Origin of the sequence: Streptomyces sp. NPDC091649, assembly GCF_044756785.1 — a bacterium.
Classification (GTDB): Bacteria; Actinomycetota; Actinomycetes; order Streptomycetales; family Streptomycetaceae; genus Streptomyces.
This window is the reverse complement of record NZ_JBIVTR010000004.1, coordinates 259,281-275,885: the sequence shown is the minus strand read 5'-3', so window position 1 is coordinate 275,885 and position 16,605 is coordinate 259,281. Positions and strand designations below refer to the sequence as shown.

General features: G+C 72.0%; 12 protein-coding genes. 5 read left to right on the top strand and 7 right to left on the bottom strand.

All coding sequences use genetic code 11. The features are described 5' to 3' along the window. The first annotated feature begins 138 nt into the window (after nt 1-138). The gene (locus tag ACIQMU_RS10935; protein ID WP_402688682.1) at nt 139-1,599 is read left to right on the top strand and encodes an MFS transporter; all 1,461 of its coding nucleotides are present in this window, start codon (nt 139-141) and stop codon (nt 1,597-1,599) included. A gap of 142 nt (nt 1,600-1,741) precedes the next feature. On the opposite strand, the gene ACIQMU_RS10930 is transcribed toward ACIQMU_RS10935, so the two are convergent. The 5 genes from ACIQMU_RS10930 to ACIQMU_RS10910 all read right to left on the bottom strand — a co-directional run bounded on the left by ACIQMU_RS10930 (nt 1,742) and on the right by ACIQMU_RS10910 (nt 8,823). Then, nucleotides 1,742-2,335 carry a DoxX family protein gene (locus tag ACIQMU_RS10930; RefSeq protein ID WP_352239526.1) on the bottom strand — a complete coding sequence of 198 codons (594 nt, stop codon included), beginning with the start codon at nt 2,333-2,335 and terminating at the stop codon, nt 1,742-1,744. A 1,344-nt stretch (nt 2,336-3,679) separates the two neighbouring features. Then, nucleotides 3,680-5,104: a GH1 family beta-glucosidase gene (locus tag ACIQMU_RS10925; RefSeq protein WP_352239525.1), complete on the bottom strand. Its 1,425-nt coding sequence runs from the start codon at nt 5,102-5,104 to the stop codon at nt 3,680-3,682. A 265-nt stretch (nt 5,105-5,369) separates the two neighbouring features. Beyond that, nucleotides 5,370-6,293, bottom strand: a complete 924-nt coding sequence (locus ACIQMU_RS10920) for a carbohydrate ABC transporter permease (protein WP_402688681.1) — start codon at nt 6,291-6,293, stop codon at nt 5,370-5,372. After that, nucleotides 6,290-7,267, bottom strand: coding sequence for a sugar ABC transporter permease (locus ACIQMU_RS10915; RefSeq protein ID WP_352239523.1), 978 nt, complete (start codon nt 7,265-7,267; stop codon nt 6,290-6,292). Before ACIQMU_RS10915 ends, ACIQMU_RS10920 begins: the two co-directional genes overlap by 4 nt. Nucleotides 7,268-7,518: 251 nt before the next feature. Further along, nucleotides 7,519-8,823, bottom strand: coding sequence for an extracellular solute-binding protein (locus ACIQMU_RS10910; RefSeq protein ID WP_352239522.1), 1,305 nt, complete (start codon nt 8,821-8,823; stop codon nt 7,519-7,521). A 234-nt stretch (nt 8,824-9,057) separates the two neighbouring features. On the opposite strand from ACIQMU_RS10910, the gene ACIQMU_RS10905 reads away from it, so the two are divergent. Next, entirely contained in the window at nt 9,058-11,883 is a 2,826-nt protein-coding gene (locus ACIQMU_RS10905) for a glycosyl hydrolase (RefSeq protein WP_402688680.1), read from the top strand. 289 nt (nt 11,884-12,172) lie between these two features. Here ACIQMU_RS10905 and ACIQMU_RS10900 read toward each other — a convergent pair whose 3' ends face one another. Further along, entirely contained in the window at nt 12,173-13,216 is a 1,044-nt protein-coding gene (locus tag ACIQMU_RS10900; RefSeq protein WP_402688679.1) for a LacI family DNA-binding transcriptional regulator, read from the bottom strand. Between the two features lie 332 nt (nt 13,217-13,548). On the opposite strand from ACIQMU_RS10900, the gene ACIQMU_RS10895 reads away from it, so the two are divergent. The 3 genes from ACIQMU_RS10895 to ACIQMU_RS10885 all read left to right on the top strand — a co-directional run bounded on the left by ACIQMU_RS10895 (nt 13,549) and on the right by ACIQMU_RS10885 (nt 15,760). Beyond that, complete coding sequence (locus ACIQMU_RS10895) at nt 13,549-15,186, top strand: FG-GAP-like repeat-containing protein (RefSeq protein WP_402688678.1); 1,638 nt, start codon at nt 13,549-13,551, stop codon at nt 15,184-15,186. A 105-nt stretch (nt 15,187-15,291) separates the two neighbouring features. Beyond that, nucleotides 15,292-15,534: a hypothetical protein gene (locus tag ACIQMU_RS10890; RefSeq protein WP_352239519.1), complete on the top strand. Its 243-nt coding sequence runs from the start codon at nt 15,292-15,294 to the stop codon at nt 15,532-15,534. Continuing rightward, nucleotides 15,524-15,760, top strand: a complete 237-nt coding sequence (locus ACIQMU_RS10885) for a hypothetical protein (RefSeq protein WP_352239518.1) — start codon at nt 15,524-15,526, stop codon at nt 15,758-15,760. The genes ACIQMU_RS10890 and ACIQMU_RS10885 overlap by 11 nt, the downstream gene beginning before the upstream one ends. 190 nt (nt 15,761-15,950) lie before the next feature. On the opposite strand, the gene ACIQMU_RS10880 is transcribed toward ACIQMU_RS10885, so the two are convergent. Then, nucleotides 15,951-16,304: a PRC-barrel domain-containing protein gene (locus ACIQMU_RS10880; protein ID WP_352239517.1), complete on the bottom strand. Its 354-nt coding sequence runs from the start codon at nt 16,302-16,304 to the stop codon at nt 15,951-15,953. Between the last annotated feature and the right edge of the window lie 301 nt (nt 16,305-16,605).

Here is a 16,605-nt window from a genome sequence, read left to right as displayed (position 1 = left end):
CGCGGAGCGGGGGGAAACGGGTGGTTAGGATGGATGTGCTCGGCCCCATGGTCGAGGTGGTCAGACCCGGCCGTCCGGTGTCTGGTCCGAGGCTTGAAACCTCCGGCGCTCGTTGGACAGAACCCCGGAGGTTTCTTCATGTCTGTCTCGCCGTCCCTGCCCGCAGCTCCTGACCCCCGCCGATGGTGGGCGCTGACGGTGATCGCCCTGACGCAGTTGGTGGTCGTGCTCGACGCGACCATCGTGAACGTGGCCCTGCCCCAGGCACAGCTCGAACTGGAGCTGAGCGACACCGAGCGGCAGTGGGTCATCACCGCCTACGTCCTGGCCTTCGGCGCGTTGCTGCTGCTCGGCGGGCGTATCGCCGACTACTGGGGCCGTAAGCGCAGTTACATGGTCGGGATGCTCGGGTTCGGTCTCGCCTCCGTGTGGGGCGGTCTCGCGCAGAGCGGGACCGAGCTGATCGTGGCGCGCGGTTTGCAGGGGGTGTTCGCCGCGCTGCTGGCGCCTGCGGCGCTCGCGTTGCTGACGGTCACGTTTCCGGCCGGGCGCGAGCGCGGGACGGCGTTCGCGGTCTTCGGTACCGTCGCGGGCACCGGTGCCGCCGTGGGCCTGGCGCTGGGCGGCGTCCTGACCGAATTCGCCGACTGGCGGTGGTGCCTGCTGGTCAACATCGTCTTCGCCGTCGTCGGCCTGATCGGCGCGCTGCTGTTCGTCTCCGAGAGCCGCGTCGAGGGCGACAACCGGTACGACGTCTGGGGGACCCTGGCCGTCACCCTCGGCCTGGCCGCCCTGGTCTACGGGTTCACCCTGGCCGAGTCCGGGTGGACCGAGCCCGACACCATCGGCTTCCTCGCCGGTGGCCTGGTGCTGCTGGCGGCGTTCGTGTGGATCGAAGCCCGCGTCGCGCAGCCGCTGCTGCCGCTGCGGGTCGTGCGTGATCGCGCCCGCGCCGGAGCGTTCCTCATCCAGGCGACCATCGGGGCCGTCTACATCGGGATGACCCTCTACCTGATGTTCCACCTGCAGATCGTCCTCGGGCTCTCCCCGCTGATGGCCGGACTCGCGAGCCTCGCGATGACCTTCGCCACCATGATCACGGCGCCCGTGGCCGCCCGGCTGCTGCCCGTTCAGGGCCCGCGTGTGCTGATGACGGGCGGGCCGCTCATCGCTGCCGCCGGGATGCTGTGGCTGACCTTCATCACCGCTGAGGGAAGTTACTGGACAGAGGTCTTCGGCGGCCTCGTGGTCGTGGGCATCGGCATCGCGTTCGTGATCATCCCCGTGCAGAACGTCGCTCTCGCCGGCGTCGGCCACGCCGACGCGGGGGCGGCATCGGCCCTCGTGAACTCCGCCATGCAGATCGGCGGATGTGTGGGCCTGTCGGTGTTCACCACGATCTACCTCGGTGCCGTCGAACGGTCCGCCGCCGCCGGTGGCGGCCGGGCGACCGCCCTCACCGAGGGCTACTCCGCGGTGTTCCTCGCCACCGCCGTCACCCTGGTGGTCGCGGCGGTCATCGCCGCGACCATGCTCCGCGGCCCGCGCCCCGTGGCCACCCCGCAACAGCTCGCCGAGGTGCCGGCCCACGTGGGGTGACCGCTGGCACCGCCGCCCTCCGGGTGCTACGCCCGGAGCGCCCGGAGCGCCCGGAGCGCCCGGAGCGCCCGGAGGCCGAGGCCCTGCCCGGGACTGGTCCGGCGAACCGGACCGGACCCGACCCGGCCCGACCCGGCTCCGCTCATCCTGCCGTCGTACGGTCGCGGTCCGTCCCGTCCGGCCTCCGTGACCGGGATCCCCGCCCCCATTCATCCGCCGCCACGACCAGGCACACGGCCACCAGGATCACGTTCTTGACGACGTACTGCCCCTCCATGGTCGGGGCGGGGGAGTGGGGCTGCCACATCGCGTCGGGCAGGAGGAAGAGGGTCGAGAAGACGCCGCCCATGTGGAGAAAGAACGCGATGAGCGTGGGGCGCAGCAGCAGGCCGGTGATCAGGCCGATCCCGATGGCCGTCTCCAGGGCCGCTAGCGAGAGCAGTAGCCCCGTCTCCGGTACGAGCCCCAGCGTCATCTTCACCGCCGCGTCGACGGCCAGCTGTTCCGCGGGGCTGGCCGAGGGGAACAGCTTCAGGACGCCGAAGCCGAGGAAGACGATGCCCACCGTCACCCTCAGCAGGACCCGGGCGCGTGTGTTGACGTGGTCCGCGAGCCGCCGGAGGGTCCGTACGGCGGCCGTCGACGGGCGTACGCGGCCGAAACCGGCCGGGTCGGGCGAGGGTTCGGATGCGGTGCCGGGCTGGGGCGGGCTCGGCTCGGCGGTGTGACTCCTCATGTGCGATCTCCCGCTGTGTCCGTGGGGGTGGGAAAGCGTGCATGGGCGGCCCGCGCGGGTACGCGGAGCGCCTGTGGGTGAGTACGGGAAGCGTCGGCTCCGTTGCTCTTGCTTCGTTGCCCTGTCGCTTCGTCGCCCGACGCGGGGGGTGGCGGCGCGGGCCCTTCGCTCGGGCCCGTTCCCCGGGGCGGTGGTCAGCTGCCGGCGGCCCCGGCTTCCGGGTCGTCAACTGCGGTGTGGTGAAAGCCGACTGTCGTGCGGCGGAGGCCGACTTCCGTGTGGCGGACGCCGGCCGCGGCGTGGAGCGTTCGGCGTTCCCGCGGTGAGGAGGAGGCGCGGCCGGGTGCCCGCGCCCTGCCGACGAGGAGGGCTGCCGCCGCATACCCGTCGGTCTCCGGCCCCTGCACTACGGCCCGCTTCTCTGGCTGCTCATGCGGTTCTCCTCAGCTGGAGGATCGGGAAGAAGGGGAGGTCGAACGCGCCTGGCCGGATATATGGCGAGGCAGGGGCGGCATACGAGCGCCACCGCCGACTGCCTCTCATTGCTTGGTCTAGACCATACGGACGGGGGTCGGCAGGTCAAGAGGTCTGCGGAGCGGCCCCTGTCGGAGGAGACGCATTCGCGCCATGTTGCACCAGCGCGGTCGGTGTTGACCGCGATCGTGTGCGGCGCGGGGAAACCGGGGGCGCGGATACGGGGCCCGGCGGGGCCGCCCCCGGTTCACCGGCGGGGGCGGACTCCGGCCCGCCCCTCCGCTGAGCTGCCCCGTTCTGCCGGCGCGGGCCCCGTCGCGCCTCGGGGCCGCGGGCCGGGCGTCGTCCTCCACGGCCACTTCGAGCCATATGGTCGCCCGGTCGTCCGGTGGGCCCGCTGCCCACTGGCGCGCCGGATGCCACCGGTGATTCATCCGGCCGAAACCAGCCCGGCCGATTCCCGGCGAAAACGCGCACCGTCCGGGCGGCCCGGCCCATCCCGTGCGGCCCCTCCCCCGCTGCCCAGCCCCCCGCTGCCCGCCCCGCGCTCCCACTCCACGCCGTGCACCGCAGAGGGCGGGCCAGGTACACGCCGCCGAGCAGTCGCAGGGCACACGCCGAGCACAGGGCGGGGCCCCGGAGGCGCGCGCCCCCGGGGCCCGCCGAAGGCCGAAAGCCGGAACCTGGAAGCCGAATGCCGGGCCCGGGACCCCGGGGCCCCGGACCACGAAAGCCGGACCCGGGGGCCCCGGACCCCGGCTCTTGGAACCCGCACCCCAGGGCCCGGCTCCCGGCCGCCCGGCTCCCGGCCGCCCGTCCTCCGGCCGCCCAGCCTCCGGCTCCAAGCGCCGCCCGGCTACCCGCTCCGGTTCAGCTCTCCAGCCCGCCCCGCGCGATCACCTCCGCGTACCACCGCGCGCTGTCCTTCGCCGTGCGGCGCTGGGACGCGAAGTCGACGTGGACGATGCCGAACCGCTTGCTGTAGCCGTACGCCCACTCGAAGTTGTCCAGCAGCGACCACAGGAAGTACCCGCGTACGTCGGCCCCGTCCGCGATCGCCCGGTGCACGGCCGTGAGGTGGGCGTCCAGGTACGCCACCCGCTCCGGGTCGTGGACGTCGCCCTCCGGGTCGGCGTAGTCGTCGTACGCCGCCCCGTTCTCCGTCACCAGCAGCGGAACGTAGGGGAGTTCGTCGCGGAGGCGGGTCAGCAGCTCGTACAGGCCGTTCGCGTCGACCGGCCAGTCCATCGCGGTGCGGGGGCCCGCCGCCGGGCTGAACGCCACGTGCTTCTCGGCGCCCGCCCACGGGGAGGGGGACTCCGAGGAACCCGCCGAAACGACGCTGGGGGAGTAGTAGTTGATGCCCAGCGAGTCGATCGGGGTGGAGGTCACTTCCAGGTCGCCGTCCCGGACGAACGACCAGTCCGTCACCGCCGCCGTATCGTCGACCAGGTCCCGCGGCAGCCGGCCGTGGAAGACCGGGTCCAGGAAGATCCGGTTCGCCACCGCGTCGATCCGGCGCACCGCGTCCCGGTCCGCCCCGGTGTCGCTCAGGGGCCGCAGGGCGTGGAGGTTCAGGGTCAGGGAGATCTCGGCCGTCTCCGGGAGGCGGTCGCGCAGGACCCGCGCGCCCGCCCCGTGTGCGAGGTTCAGGTGGTGCGCGGCGCGCAGGGCCGCGAGGTCGCTGGTCCGGCCGGGCGCGTGGACCCCGTTCCCGTACCCCAGGAAGGCCGCGCACCAGGGCTCGTTGAGCGTCGTCCAGGTCGGCACCCGGTCGCCCAGCGCCCCGGCGACCAGGCCCGCGTACTCCGCGAACCGGTGCGCGGTGTCCCGCTCCGGCCAGCCGCCCGCGTCCTCCAGCTCCTGCGGGAGGTCCCAGTGGTAGAGCGTCGCGACCGGTCTGATCCCGGCCGCCAGCAGCTCGTCCACCAGGCGACGGTAGAAGTCCAGGCCGCGCTCGACGGCGGGGCCCCGGCCGGTCGGCTGGACCCGGGGCCAGGAGACGGAGAACCGGTAGTCGGTGACGCCGAGTTCCTTCATCAGGCGTACGTCGTCCGGCATCCGGTGCAGGTGGTCGGCGGCGATGTCGCCGGTGTCGCCGTTGCGCACCTTGCCGGGCGTCCGGCTGAAGGTGTCCCAGATGGACGGTGTACGGCCGTCCTCGGCCGCCCCGCCCTCGATCTGGTAGGCGGCGGTGGCCGTCCCCCAGCGGAACTCGGTGGGGAAGCGGAGTCCCGCCACGGTCTCGGGGCGGGGACCCGCGGAGGTCGCCGGACGGGCATCGACAGCGGTCATGAGAGTGACACTCCAGAAGTGAGGGGGCGGAGGACGAAGAGAAGGGGGCGGGCGCGCGGGCCGGCCCAGGGCGGTCGGGGGTCCAGCAGTGCGCGGGTCAGCCGGGGGCGGCCGGGGGCCCGGGGGCGTGGGGGGCAGCCGGTCGCGGGCCCGGACCCGCCGTTCGTGTCAGCCCGTCGCCGCCGCCGTCGTCCCGGACCCGACCCGGGGGGGCAGCCGGTGACGGCCTCGGACTCGGCCGGACCGGTCCGGTCCGGTCCGGGCGTCAGCCCTTGACCGCGCCCTGCATGATCCCGCCGACGATCTGCCGGCCCAGCAGGCCGAAGACCAGCAGCACCGGCAGCGTGCCCATCAGCGTGCCGGCCATGATCACGGACTGGTCGTTGACATAGCCGCCGCCGAGCTGGCGCAGCGCGACCTGCACGGTCGGCTCCTGCGAGGACAGCGCGATGATCGGCCAGAAGAAGTCGTTCCACGCGGTCATGAACGTGAGCATCCCGAGCACCGCCATCCCGGGCCGCGCGATCGGGATCACGATCGACCAGAAGATCCGGGCCGTCGACGCCCCGTCCACCCGGGCCGCCTCGATCAGCTCGTCCGGCAGCGACTGCACCAGGTACTGGCGCATGAAGAACACCCCGAACGCCGACACCAGGCCCGGCAGGATCACCGCCTGGAGCTGGTTCACCCACTGGAGTTCGGCGATCAGCATGAAGAGGGGGATCACGCCGAGCTGCGGCGGGATCATCATCGTGCCGATCGTCAGCGTCAGCAGCGCGCCCCGGCCTCGGAACTTCAGTTTGGCGAAGGCGAATCCGGCCAGTGTGCAGCACAGGACCGTGCCGATGGTGATCGAGCCGGACACGATCAGCGAGTTCAGCAGGGCCTTGCCGATGTCGGCCTCTTCGAGGACCGCGTCGAAGTTCTTGATCAGGTTGGGGCCGGGAAGCAGGCTCGGCGGCACCTGGGCCAGGTCGGCGTTGGACCGGCTGGCCGCGACGATCGTCCAGTAGAACGGGAACGCCGAGATCAGCACCGCGAAGCCGAGGACGAGGTAGGAGAGCCAGCCGCCCTTCATCGTCCGGCCCGCCCCGCCACCGCCCTTGCGGAACCGGGGGCGCTTTCCGGGCGGGTCCTGCGGCGGGCGGCCCTTCCGGGGCGCGGTCGGCGGTGCGGCGAGCGCGGTCATCGGCCGGCCTCCTTGCGTGCACGGCGGCGCACGAGCAGGGCGTTGGCCCCGACGAGCACCACGATCAGGACGAACATCACCCAGGCGATGGCCGCGGCCCGGCCCAGGTGGAAGAAGCCCCAGCCCTGCTCGTACATGTACAGGCCGAGGGTCTGGTACTGGTGCGAGATGCCGCCGGAGATCGACCCCTCGAACAGCAGCGGCTCGCCGAAGAGCTGTGTCGCGCCGATCGTTGAGATGATCACCGTGAAGACGATCGTCGGCCGCAGTCCGGGGAGGGTGACGTGGATGAACTGCCGCCACCGCGACGCCCCGTCCATCTCCGCCGCCTCGTACAGCTCGTGCGGGATCGACTGCATCCCCGCCAGGTAGATGAGCGCGTTGTACCCGGTCCAGCGCCAGATCACGATGCTGGAGACCGCGATCTGCGAGGCGACCGTGCCGGTCTGCCAGTCCACCGGGTCGAAGCCGACCAGCCCGATCACGTAGTTGATCAGCCCGAAGTCGCGGCCGAAGAGCTGCGCGAACACGAGCGTCGCGGCGGCGACGGACGTCGCGTACGGGAGCAGGATCGCGGTCCGGATGAAGGTCCGGCCGCGCAGCTTGTAGTTGAGCAGATGGGCCAGTCCGAGCGCCATCGCGAGCTGCGGGACCGTGGACAGCACGCCGATGGTGAACGTGTTGCGCAGCGAGATCCAGAAGTAGTCGTCGGTGAACAGCGCCGTGTAGTTGGCGATGCCCCGCCACTCCATCTCGCCGCTCGTCTGGAGTTCGACCCGGTAGAGGGAGACGAACGCCGTGTAGAGGAGCGGGAAGAGCCCGAAGGCCAGGAACAGGGTGAAGAAGGGGGCGATATAGGCGTACGGGGATGCCTTGCGCCAGGTGCGCCGGAGGGCGGCGGCCCGGCCGTCGTCGGGGCCGGGCCCGGATCCGGACGGGCGGGGCCCGGCCTTCGCGGTGGCGGTGAGGGACACGGTGCGGCCCTTCGGGATCGGGAGCGGGCTGGCGATGGAGCCAGGGGTACGGGGCCGGGGCCGGCCCGTCCGCGACGCGCGGGCGGACCGGCCCCTGGGAGAGGAGGGGGAGAAGGGGAGGGGAAGCGGCACGGAGGAGGGAGGAGAGAAGGGGACGGGAGAGGAGGGCGGTGAGGCCGGGGGGAGGAGGGGAGGAGAGGAAGCGGCGGTGAGGCCGGGGGGAAGGAGGAGGGGCGGGGCGGCGAGCGGCGTCAGCCGATCACGTTGTCCACGCCCTTCTTCGCCGTCTCCCATGCCTTGTCCGACGACGTCCCCTTGCGCTCGACCTCGCTCAGCGCGTTCGTGATCTGCTGCATCACGTTCTGGTCGTGCACACCCAGCACCTGGACCGGGGACGCCTTGGCCGCGTCACCGAAGATCTGGCCGATGGGGGCGCCCGAGAAGTACTCGTCCTTCGCGTCCGCGATCGTCTCGATGGCACCGGTCGAGGAGGGGAAGTTGCCCTGCTTCTGGAAGACCTTCGCCTGCTGCTCGGGGGCGGTCAGCCACTCGATGAGCGCGTACGCCTCCTTCTTGTGCTTGGCCGCGCGCGGGATCGAGAGGTACGAACCGCCCCAGTTGCCGGCGCCGCCGGGCAGCTTGGCGATGTCCCACTTGCCCTTGCCCGCGTCACCGGCCTGGCCCTTGACGTAGCCGAGCATCCAGGCCGGGCAGGGGATCGTCGCGAACGAACCGGCCGAGAACGCCTGGTTCCACTGCGGGGACCACTGGTCGAGCTTGGCGCTCAGGCCCGCCTCGGCGGCCTCGACGGAGGTGTCCCAGGCTTCCTTGACCGCCGGGTTCTTCTCGTAGATCAGCTCGCCGGAGGCGTCGTAGTACCGCTCCTTCTCCTGGCCGATCATGATCCCGTAGAGGGAGCCGACGCTGTCCAGCCAGGCGCTCTTGGCGGGAGCCTTCTTCTTGTACTGCTTGCCCAGCTCCAGGTAGCCGTCCCACGTGGCCCACTTCTTCGCGAGCTCCTCGCGGTCGGTGGGCAGCCCGGCCTCCTTGAAGAGGTCCGTGCGGTAGCACATCGCCTCGGGGCCGACGTCCGTCCCGAGGCCGAGGATCTTGCCGTCCTCGGTGGTCGCCGCCGACCACTTGGCCTCGGCGAACTCGTCCTTGAGTTTGTCCGCCCCGAATTCCTTCAGGTCCTGGAACTTGTCGGCCTGCTGCTGGGTGACCGACGCGATGCGGCCCACCTCGACGCCCTGCACGTCCGCGAGACCGCCGCCGCCCGCCAGGCGGGTCTGGAGCGACTTCCAGTAGTCCGCCTCGTCCTGGGTGTCGCTCTGCTTGATCGTCACGTTCGGGTTGAGCTTCTGGTACTCCTCGTACAGGCCGGCCTCCTTGAAGCCGAAGGACCCGAAGAGGTCGACGGTGAGCGTGACCTTTCCGCCCGCGCTGTCGGAGGAGTCCGACGAGTCGCTGGATCCACAGGCGGCGAGGAGGGCCCCGGCGAGGACGACCGCGCCGAGGCGGGCGGTGGCTCTCTTGGCGGCTCGGGCGATGGGCATGGGAAGCCTCCCTTGGCTTCGGGATGAACCGAGCGCTTTGAGAGCGCTCTCAGACCTGCGTCTGGAGCGTCCCCCACCACCCCCGCCCCGTCAAGACTCGAACACATAACAGCTTGGGGTTACGTCCGGCGGCCACCCAACTGCTGTCTGTGTGCGTTCTCTTGACACTTACGTTTCAGGAGTTTTACGTTCCTTGACACGTGAGAGCGCTCTCGAACGCGCTCTTCCCCCCCCATGATCGAGGTGCTGCTCGTGCGAACCTCCCTCTCCAGACTCGCCTCCAGACCCGCTGCGGCGTCACTCCTCGCCATCGCCGTGGCCGCCGTGGGCCTGGGGCCCGCCGCTTCCCCCGCTGCCGCCGCCACCATCCCCGCCGGCGCCGGCAGCTACAGCGACACCCGCCCCGCCGGTACCTCGGGCCCGACCACCAACACCGGCGCGCCCATCACGCCGAAGGTCACCGCCGCCGCGCGGGACAAGCCGGTCCCGACCAACGACTGGTGGTCCTCGCTCGCCTACCAGCGCTACGGCGACAACCCGTACAGCACCCCCATGTACGGCCACCCCCTCACCTACCAGGCCAAGGCGTCCGGCCTGGAGGTCGGCTACCCGACCACACCCGCGATCGTCGGCGACGGCCGGCAGTACGAGTACGCCCACAAGGCCGACCTCACCGTCGGCCTCAGCGGCCTCAACTCGCCCGATACCAAGGCCGACTCCTGGTCCGACTGGACGGTCACGCCCTACTGGGCGGACGGCTCCCGCACCTTCCGGGCCACCATCGGCCACGGCATGCCCTTCGTGTACGCCAAGGGCTCCGGCGGAGACGCCCGCGTCACGACGGCCTCCGCGCCCACCGTCTTCTCGGACAACGGCAACGTCCTCGGCATCACCGTCGCCGGGCACCACTACGCCCTCTTCGCCCCGACCGGCAGCGACTGGAACGTCTCCGGCTCCACGATCACCGCGGGCCTCGGCGGGAAGGACTACTTCTCCCTCGCCGTCCTGCCGTCCAGGGACGCGCTGGCGACCTACCGGAAGTACGCGTTCAGCTTCGTCACCGGCTCCCAGGTGGCCTGGCAGTCCACCGGCGGCACGGTGAAGGCCACCTACAGCCTGACGACCGAGGCCAAGGAGGGCTCCGAGCGCGGCGCGCTCCAGGCCCTCTACCGCCACCAGTGGCTGCACACCACCGACGCGCTGACCCCTTACACGTACGTGTCACCGCGCGGCACGATGAAGGTGCGCGAGTCCGCCTCCTTCACCACCAGCCAGAAGAACAACGGCGTCGTCCCCGCGCTGCCCGCGTCCAGCGGTGTCGACAAGGCCCGGCTGACCGGCTATCTCAACGAGGTCGCGAACGCCTCCGACCCGTTCTCGGGGGCCGCGGACACCTACTGGACCGGCAAGGCGCTCGGCCGCCTCGCCCAACTGGTGCCCGTCGCCGACCAGATCGGCCAGACCGCCACCCGCGACAAGCTCCTCGGCCTGATGAAGGGCCGGCTCCAGGAGTGGTTCACGGCGGGCGGGGCCAGTGAGTTCAGCTACGACAGGGACTGGAAGACCCTCACCGGCTACCCGGCCTCGTACGGCAGCGACACCGAACTGAACGACCACCACTTCCACTACAGCTACTACGTCTACGCGGCGGCGATCATCGCCCAGTACGACCAGGCGTGGGCCGCCGACTCCGCGTGGGGCTCGATGGTCAAGCACCTGGTGCGCGACGCGGCCAACCCCAGCCGCACCGACTCCGCCTACCCCTTCCTGCGCGGCTTCGACGTGTACGCCGGCCACAGCTGGGCCTCCGGCCACCAGGGCTTCGCGGCCGGCAACAACCAGGAGTCCTCCTCCGAGTCCATCAACCTCAGTGCGGGGCTCGTCCTCTGGGGCGCCGCCACCGGCGACACCGCCCTCCGGGACCTCGGCAGTTTCCTGCTGACCACCGAGTCCGAGGCGATCACGCAGTACTGGTTCGACGCCTCGCAGCAGGTCTTCCCCGCCTCCTTCGGCCACGACACGGTCGGCATGGTCTGGGGCAGCGGCGGCGCGTACTCCACCTGGTGGACCGCCAACCCGGAGGAGATCCACGGCATCAACGTCCTTCCGGTGACCGGCGGTTCACTCCACCTGGCCCGCGAGAAGGCCGCCATCAAGCGGAACATCGCCGAGATGGAGCGCGAGAACGGCGGACCCGCCCAGGAGTGGCGCGACCTGCTCTGGGAGTTCGAGGCGCTGTCCGATCCGGCGGCGGCGAAGGCCAAGTGGGACGGTGTGAACGGGAACTACGAGCCGGAGCAGGGTGAGTCCAAGGCGCACACCTACCACTGGATCAACACCCTGAACACGGTCGGCGCGCCCGATATGACGGTCAGCGGCGACCTGCCCACCTCCGCCGTCTTCACCAAGAACGGCACGCGTACCTACACCGCGCACAACCACGGCTCCACCACCCGTACGGTCACCTTCTCCGACGGCAAGTCCCTGTCCGTCCCGGCCCGTTCGACGGCCACCGGTACGGGCGCCGGCGGCGGCGAACCGGACCCCGACCCGGACGAGCCGGGCCCGTCCACCGGCAACACCTTCCGCCTCAAGAGCGGCGGGGTCCTCACCACCGCCACCACCGACCCGGCGGGCGCGGACTCCATCGCCTCGGCCGACGGCGTCAACCGGGACGGCACCCCGTACCGCCCGACCGTCTACCAGGTCAAGCAGGTCAACGGCAAGGTCACGCCGGGCGCGGCCACCACGTTCCGCCTCCGGGTGGACGCGGGAACGAGGGTCGGGCACGCCCCGCAGGTCCGGGTCAGCTACGACCTCACCGGCGACGGCGCCTTCGACCGGACCGAGACCTTCCGCTACTTCGCGACCGACCCGGTCAACGGCTGGGAGGAGTACACGCACGCGTCCGGCACGCAGGCCGTCACCGGAAGCCTGGGCGAACTCAGGGGCGGCACGGTGCGCCTGGAGATCTGGAACGCGCTCGGCAACGGCACGTCCCAGGTGCAGACCGGCACGGACGCGGCCGTCCTGAAGATCCCGTACGGGCCTGACGCGTGATCCCGTACCGGGGCGACGCGAGCTGCGGACCGGCGGCGGGCCGCGGACGCGTGGCGAGCGCCCGGCCCGCGGCGGGCTGCGGATAAGCGGCGACATCCGTACGTACGTGTGAGGACAAGGACACGTGCGTACGGGCACGACCGGTGCGGCGGGTCTCCGGCTCCTCAGGGCGGAGGTCCGCCGCACTTCTGTGCCGCGCGCGGGCTCTTCGGGCGGAGCCCGACGTACTCCTGTGCCGCGCGGGCCCTTCGGGCGGAGGCCCCGCCGCACTTCCGCGCGCCCCGGGGTCTCAGGCCGAGGCCCGCCGCACGAGGGTCGTCGGGGTGATCACCGAGTCGGGGGCCGTGCCGCTGCCCGTACGGTCCCGGTCCAGGCCGCGCAGCAGCAGGCGGGCCATCAGGCGGCCCTGCCCCTCGATGTCCTGGCTGACGGTGGTCAGCGGCGGATCGGTCGTCTCGGCCACCGAGTCCATGTCGTCGAACCCGACGATCGCCACCTGCTCCGGCACGGCCACCCCGCGCTCCCGCAGGACGCGCAACGCACCCGACGCCATCAGGTCGTTCGCCGCGAACACCGCGTCCAGATCGGGCCGCCGCTCCAGCAGCTCCGCCATCGCGCGCGCCCCGCTCTCCACGGTGAACGCGCCCTCGGCGACGAGCGTCGGGTCCACGTCCAGCAAGATGTCCCGGTAGCCGTCGAAGCGGTCCACCGCCGAGGTCTGGTCGGGAGGGCCGCCGATGTGCGCGATCCGCTCCCGCCCGAGGTCCTTCAGATGCCGCACGGCCACCCGCGCCCCGCCCCGGTTGTCCGCGTCGACATACGGGACGGCCTGGGCGCCGGGGTCGGCGGTCCAGCTGGGCCGGCCCCCGTACACCGTGGGAATCCCCGCCCGCCGGGTGATCGCGGGCAGCGGGTCGTCGGTGTGCAGGGAGAACGCCAGCGCCCCGTCGACGTGTCCGCCGGACAGATACCGCGCGATCCGGTCGAAGTCGCCGGGCCCCTCCACCAGCAGCAGGACGAGCTGGGTGTCGTGAGCGGTCAGTTCCTTGCTGATGCCCCGGATCTGCTGGGAGAAGAAGGGGTCCGAGAAGATCCGTATCTCCGGCTCCGCGATGACGACGGCCACCGCCCCCGTCCGCCGGGTCACCAGCGTCCTGGCCGCGTGATTGGGGATGTAGCCCAGCTCGTCGACCGCCTTGCGCACCTTGTCCACGAGCGGCTTGCGGACCCCGGCGCCCCCGTTGACGACCCGGGAGGCGGTGGCCCGGGACACCCCCGCGTGTGCGGCGACGGCTTCCAGAGTGGGCCGGGACCCGGGGGACTGCTCGGGCAAGGCGGTCGCTCCTCGTCGACGGGGGCGGCGATACCCGTGCTGGTGCGGGTGCGCACGTGGGTGCGCTGCGTGGTGCTGTGTGCGTGCTCGGTGTCGCCGCCGGATTCGTCTACAGCCTAGCGCCGGGCGCCGACAAGGCTGAGAGCGCTTCCAGGAGTGCGGTCGCGGGGGCTCTCGGGAGAGCGCGGACCGACGGCCGGGGGCACCGCGCGTGCCCGCTGCCCCGAAGCGGACCCCCTTACGATGACCGCTCATTCATCACTCGATCTTCACAGGTGAGGACGAATACCTTGAGAGTCCTGCGCAGACTCCGCGGCAGCGCGGCAACCCGGGTGGCTGTCGGAACGGCCCTGCTGGTGGGGGCGGTGGCGGGGAGCGGGCACCACGTGGCCGCCGACCCCGCCGGGCCGGCACCGGTGCGTACCGTCTCGTACAACGCGTGCGGCGCGCACACCTGCCAGAACGTCGTGGACAGCGCCGACACCTGGGTGGCGAAGTTCCGGTCGCGGATGAACGCCGAGGGCGGGCCCGCCGATGTGATCGCGCTTCAGGAGATATGCACCGGCCAGTACGAGGCCCTGCGGCAGGTGCTCGTCGGCTACACCCCGGTGTGGGCCGGCGAGCAGGAGCCCGAGGGGTGCGGGCGCTGGGGCGGCAGCTCGACGAAGTTCGGCCAGGCGCTGTTCGTCAAGGGCGAGGCCGCGGACTTCACGCCGTACCGGGCCCTGGTCAACCCCGACGAGACCTCCCTCCCGCGGCAGCGGTGGGTGCTGTGCGCGAAGGGCCCGATCGGCGGCCGGACCACCCTCGCCTGCGGAGTCCATCTGGGCACCTCGCTGCCGTCGAACGGGACGCCGGTGGTGCTGCGGAACATGGAGCGGTGGGCGGCGGGTTCGCCGGCCCTGGTCACCGGGGACTTCAACGCGGTGCCCGGCCACTCCGCACTCGTCCCCCTGCGGTCGGGGCTGTGCGGCACGGGGCCGTTCGTCGAGGCGGACGCCGGGAGGAACGCCCCGACGGCCTGGGCGAGTGCGGCGCCGTTCACCTACCGGCTCAAGTACGACCACGCCTTCTTCGGCGGCGGGGACTTCACGGAACCGCGGGCCCGGACCGCCGACATCGACCTGACTCCCGGGGAGGACCACAAGATGCTGTGGGCGGAGGCGAAGCCGCTGGAGCGGGTCGCCACGCGGGTGCCGGGCGATCTGACCGGCGACCTCTGCCCCGATATGCTCGCCGTCCGCAAGGACGGCACGCTCCGGCTGTACCCGGGAACGGGCAGGGGCTCCTTCGGCTCCCCCCGTGTGGTCGGCAGTGGGCCCGAATGGAACGGCGCGGTGGTCAGCCACCGCGGGGACTGGGACGGCGACGGCGACGAGGATGTGGTCGCCCGCACGGGCGACCAGCTGTTGCTCCACCGCAACACGGGCACGGGCGACCTCGAACCCGGCGTGGTGATGAAGGTGTCGGAGACCGGCTGGGCCCACGCGTCCCCGGTCGCGGCGGGCGACATCGACGGGGACGGCGGCCCCGACGTCCTGGCCACCAGCTCCACCGGCCTCTGGCTGCACCGGGGGCGGGTGGCGGCGGACGGCGGCTGGCTGTCCTTCGGCGCCGTGCGGATCGGCCCTGCGGAGTGGAAGGACCGCGAGGTCCTCGCCCCCGGTGACACGGACGGGGACGGCAGGGCGGAGGTCTGGGCCCGCGGTGCCGACGGGACCATCGAGCAGTACGGCTACGACAGCGCTACGAAGACCCTGGGCGCCCCCACCGCGCTCGGCAGTCTCCCCAGAGCGTCCCGTCCGCTGGGGCTCTCCCTCGGTGACGTCGACGGCGACGGGCACGCCGACCTCTGGACCACTACGGCCGCCGCCGACCTGGTCTTCCACCCGGGCGGAGCGCCCTTCGCGGAGACCGGTGGCGTGTCGGTGGGAACCGGCGGCTGGGGGTACTTCTCCCGGCTGGGCTGACCATCCCGCAGCGGTCGCTTGCCGGAACCGCGCCTCTTCCGGGCCCACTGCGCGTTGGACACGCTGGGTATGCATGACCATCACTCAGAGTGGAAGGTGTGCGGCATGGAAGCGATGGAGCGGCGCAGGGCGGCGGCGGACCGCGTGCGGACGGCGGAGGACGCCGTGGAGCAGCTGAGGGAGGGGCTGGCGGAGTTCGGGGTGAAGCTGCCGTCCCTGCGGATCGACCCGGTCTCGTGCGCGGGCGACGAACCGGCGCCCCTGGTCGACCTGGGCCGCTGCAACATCGACACCGCGTTGCGGCTGTGCGAGGTGCTGGCGGAGAAGGAGAGCGGTCATGGCGGGTGAGGGAGACGAGCCGGGAGCGCCCGAGCCGGGCGCGTTCGCGGTGGACGTGCGGGACGGGCGGGTCGGCCGGGTGACGGGCCGGTCAGGGCCGAACGTGCGGCTGCGGCCGCCCGGCGGCGGGCCGGAGTGGGACTGCCCGGCGGAGGCGGTGCGGCCGGCGTCACCGGGCGTGGTGCTGCGGGCCCGCGTCACGGAGATCAACAGGGAGGGGCAGCTGCCGCGTTGAGGCCGGGCGGGGCGGGCTCGCCGCACTGCCCCGACGGCGGGACGCCGTTCCGGTCGGTCCCGGGGGCCGGCCCGACGGCCGCGAGTTCACGTTGCCGGCGTCGCTTCTCCGTAGGGCACACCCGCGCGAGGCGGCGGGACCGGCCCCTCCTCGGGGCCGGGCCCGCCGCCGTTCGGGGGCGTACGCCGGGTCACATGATGCGGTACGCCAGGTAGTGCGCGGACAGTTGCTCGTGGTAGCCCGGGTCGTCGGCCTGCCGGTGGCGGTCGAACTCCGGGGAGTCCTTGACCTGTTCCTTGGTGAGGTCGACGTAGACCTTCCGGTCCTCGGTGTCGATGCGCTTCACCGTGCCCGCGGGCAGCAGGACGTCCTTGCCGAAGATCCAGGTTCCGGTGTCGACGAGCAGATAGGCCGAACCCACCTCGTCGGAATTCTTGTCGACTTTTCCGATACTGCCGTCGGTGGCCTCGACCGAATATCCGGTCAGATCGGCGCCTGCGGTGTGGCCGCTCGACGGCTGATAGCCCCAGAGGGAGTCGCTCATTGTGGCTCCTTTCGCGAAGGTCGCCCAGCTCATTCTTTCGGCGGATCGGCGATGCGCCATTGATATGTCCGCTGGGAGATATTTCCGCTGAGCTTCGTGTGCCCGGGGAAAGGCGGCGTACACCTGGGCGGTGAGGCCCGTGTTCCGGGGCGGCAAAACGGGGGCGGGGGCCGGGGGGGGGCCCGGCCCCCCCCCCCCCCCCCCCGGGCGGGGGGGGGGGTGGGGGGGCGTGTGAACAAGCCAGAACCCCCGCCCCCGCGGCCCCCCCGCCCGCGGGGGCGGGCCGCCACTACACTGGGAC